This is a genomic window from Actinomyces polynesiensis, from assembly GCF_000820725.1.
Classification (GTDB): Bacteria; Actinomycetota; Actinomycetes; order Actinomycetales; family Actinomycetaceae; genus Pauljensenia; species Pauljensenia polynesiensis.
The window spans coordinates 1-3,383 of sequence record NZ_CCXH01000256.1 but is presented as its reverse complement, the minus strand read 5'-3'; the positions used below and the strand labels follow the sequence as shown (position 1 = coordinate 3,383).

At 75.3% G+C, this 3,383-nt stretch carries 2 protein-coding genes and 2 pseudogenes; 1 reads left to right on the top strand and 3 read right to left on the bottom strand.

Translation table 11 applies throughout. The features are described from left to right. Positions 1-225 (top strand): annotated as a pseudogene (locus TA90_RS15235) (M23 family peptidase); the annotation flags it as partial. A 61-nt stretch (positions 226-286) separates the two neighbouring features. Here the strand turns inward: TA90_RS15235 and TA90_RS11005 are convergent. The 3 genes and pseudogenes from TA90_RS11005 to TA90_RS10995 form a co-directional block, all read right to left on the bottom strand. Beyond that, positions 287-1,204, bottom strand: coding sequence for a tyrosine recombinase XerC (locus tag TA90_RS11005; protein ID WP_043536446.1), 918 nt, complete (start codon positions 1,202-1,204; stop codon positions 287-289). 52 nt (positions 1,205-1,256) lie between these two features. Further along, positions 1,257-2,426: a DNA-processing protein DprA gene (gene dprA / locus TA90_RS11000; protein ID WP_043536444.1), complete on the bottom strand. Its 1,170-nt coding sequence runs from the start codon at positions 2,424-2,426 to the stop codon at positions 1,257-1,259. Then, a pseudogene (locus TA90_RS10995) lies at positions 2,413-3,383 on the bottom strand (ATP-binding protein); the annotation flags it as partial. The pseudogene TA90_RS10995 and the gene dprA, both read right to left, overlap by 14 nt.

Genomic DNA, 3,383 nt, shown 5'->3' with positions numbered 1-3,383 from the left:
GGGGTCGTCTCCGTCGGCCACGGCTTCCTGAGGTCCTCCTTCGAACCGGTGACACCCCTCGTGGCCACCGGTGAGCCGGTGGCGCGCGGGCAGGTCGTCGCGACCGTGGGACAGGGCCACTCGCCGGGCGCGTTGCACTGGGGGGTGCGCACCGGCCCGGACGCCTACGTCGACCCGCTGCGCCTGCTGGTGGGCCGGGTCGTCCTCAAGCCGTGGGACCCCTGAGCGTCCGGCCTCGGCAGGCGAGCCCCCCGGATGGACGCGTCCTCCTCCGCAGGGGCGCCGCTCACGCCCTGGGATGGGCCCGGAGGTAGACGGCTGACAGCCGTGCGGAGTCGACGTGGGTGTAGCGCTGGGTGGTGCGCAGGGAGGAATGCCCGAGCAGCTCCTGGACCGAGCGCAGGTCCGCCCCACCCGCGAGCATGTGGGTGGCCGCGGTGTGGCGCATCCCGTGGGGGGCGATGTCGTGCACCCCCGCCCGGGCGGTGAGCCGGTGGAGGACCCCGCGCACCACGCGCTGGTCCACCCGCCCCCCGCGGGCCCCGAGGTAGAGGGCCCGTCCGCTGGAGGGGGTGAGGAGGGCGGGGCGGCCCCGTCCGAGCCACTCCCGCAGGGCCCACGCCGCGGGGTCGCCGAATGGCACCACACGCTCCTTGTCCCCCTTCCCGATGACCCTCAGCGACTGGGTGTCCTCCATCACGGAGCCGAGGTCGAGGGCGCAGAGCTCCGCCACCCTGATGCCACTGGCGTAGAGCAGCTCGAGCACCGACCAGTCCCGCAGTTCCACGGGCCCGCCCTCGTCGGCCTCCTCACGGGCACGGTCGAGGAGGCACGAGACTGCCTCCGCGTCGAGGACGTCGGGGAGTCGTTGGTCGGGACGCGGGGAGGCGAGCATGAGCGCCGGGTCGGAGCCGAGGACCCCGTGCGCGCGGGCCCAGGCCGTGAAGGACCGCACCGAGGCCGTGTGACGGGCGAGGGTGGATCGGGAGTCGCCCTCCTCCGCGAGGGAGCCGAGCCACCCCCGCAGCGAACGGGTCGTCAGCACCTGTGCGAGTGCCTCCCCGTCGGCCTGGTCCCGGGGGATCCCCAGGTGGTCGAAGAGTGACTCCAGGTCGGTGGTGTAGGCGCGCACGGTGTTGGCGGACAGACCGCGCCCGTCACGCAGCTGGGTGGTCCAGCGCCGGATGAGTGCGGTCTCGGTCATGCCCCCATGCTAGGGACGTCGCTGCACGGTCCGGGGAGGCACGCAGGCGGCCTCATCCTCCCCGCGTGCTCCTCGCCCATCCCAGGGGGTGGGCGACCACGAGCCCCTCGAGCTGCAGGTGGGCGAGTGCGGCGAGGACCTCGCGCTGGGGCATCCCCGCGGCGCGTGCGAGCCGTTCCAGGGTGGTCCCGGCCCTCCTGGGCAGGGCCTCCCAGACCCGCCGCTGGCCCGCGGGCAGGGCGTCCGTGCCCCTGTCCTCCTCCACCGGCGCACCCGGGGCCGTCCCCGCGCCGAACGCCCCCAGGGAGCTGACCATCTCCAGCACGTCCCTGCTCCCCTGGACCAGGGTCGCCCCCTCACGGATGAGGTGGTGGCACCCCGCCGACGAGGATGAGGTCACCGGGCCCGGTACGGCGCCCACGTGGCGCACCATCCGCTCGGCGTGACGCGCCGTGGACAGTGCCCCCGAGCGGACCGAGGCCTCGACGACGACCGTCGCCGCCGCCAGGGCGGCGATCAGGCGGTTGCGACCGAGGAAGCGCCAGCGTGCGGGACGCCAGGAGGGAGGCACCTCCGAGACGAGCGCCCCCTCACGGGCGACCTCGTGGAGGAGGTCGACGTGGGCGCGGGGGTAGAGGTGCGCCAGTCCTCCCGCCATCACGGCCGTCGTCCGGCCCCCGGTGGCGGCCAACGCCCCCCGGTGCGCACAGGCGTCGATGCCGAAGGCTCCTCCCGAGACGATGTCGATCCCCGCCTCCGCCACCTCCAGGGCGAGGTCGGCGGCGACCCTGTTGCCGTAGGACGTCGAGGCGCGCGCACCCACGACCGCCACCGAGCAGCCAGCGGCGAGTCCTCCGAGCACCCACAGGGCGTGGGGGGCATTCGCCCCGAGGTCGTCGAGTCCCGCCGGCCACCCGGTCCCACCCGGGATGACGAGGCATCCACCCAGCCCCTCCAGTTCCTCGAGGTCGCGCGCGGGATCGGCGACCACGGCCCGTGGGTGCCACCGTTCCCACGCCCCCTGCCAGGGACGGGGTCTGCCCCCGGGCCCTCGTGCCACGTCGTCGGGCAGCGGCCCCGGAGCCGGGGCCATCGCCCACGCCAGGGCCTCCTCCTCCCCCAGCGCGTGCCGCAGCGCATGGGCGAAGGGGTCACCGGGCTCGACCACCGCGCACCACCACGCCGCGGCGAGGCGGGGGTCCCGGGCCTCACAGGGTTCCATCGTCGTTCTCCTCCCTCAGGACCAGTGCCCGCGCCAGGTCGGTGTCGTCAGGTCGTTCGTGCCCCGCGAGGTCGGCCACCGTCCAGGCGAGGCGCAGCACCCGGTCCGCCCCCCGCATGGACAGCACGCCCCGGTCCACGGACCGGTCCAGGTCCGACAGGAGCGAGGCCTCGATGCCCGAGTGCTCCCGGAGTCAGGAGCCCGGGACCCGCGAGTTGCGCGTCCACCCGGCACCCGCCGCGCTCCACCGGCGCCGTGCCCGCTCCCGCGCCCGACGGACGCGACCGGCGACGACAGCGGAGGACTCCGTCTCGTCCAGCCGCAGGTCGGCACGACTGGGCGAGTGCATGGACACCCGGATGTCGACGCGGTCCAGCAGGGGCCCCGACAGGCGTGAGAGGTAGCGACGCCTCTGCAGGGGTGTGCAGGTGCACTCGCGGCCGCGGGCGCCCGACAGCCCGCAGGGACAGGGGTTGGTGGCGAGGACGAGCTGGAAGGAGGCGGGGTACCGCGCGGTGGCGCGGGCCCGGTGGATCCTCACCACCCCCTCCTCCACCGGCTGGCGCAGGGCGTCGAGCACCGCCGGGGAGAACTCGGCCGCCTCGTCCAGGAGCAGCACTCCCCCGTGTGCGAGCGAGGCGGCCCCCGGACGGGGCACTCCCGCCCCGCCGCCCACGAGGGCGGGCATCGTCGCCGAGTGGTGGGGCGACTGGAAGGGCGGTCGACGGATGAGGCTCCCGTCCGCGGGCAGGAGGCCGGCGAGGGAGTGCAGGGCCGTGACGGTCAGGGCCGTCTCGTCGTCGAGGGAGGGGAGCAGTGAGGTGAGCCGTGTGGCGAGCATCGTCTTGCCGGAACCCGGCTCCCCGACCAGGTAGAGGTGGTGCCCCCCGGCCGCAGCGACCTCGGCGGCGCCGCGCGCGAGTGGCTGGCCGCGCACGTCGGCCAGGTCGGGCACCT

Bases quoted from the DNA above. Each gene is read 5' to 3' on its own strand.
- TA90_RS11005 (WP_043536446.1), bottom strand. From the start codon at position 1,204: ATGACCGAGACCGCACTCATCCGGCGCTGGACCACCCAGCTGCGTGAC.
- dprA (WP_043536444.1), bottom strand. From the start codon at position 2,426: ATGGAACCCTGTGAGGCCCGGGACCCCCGCCTCGCCGCGGCGTGGTGG.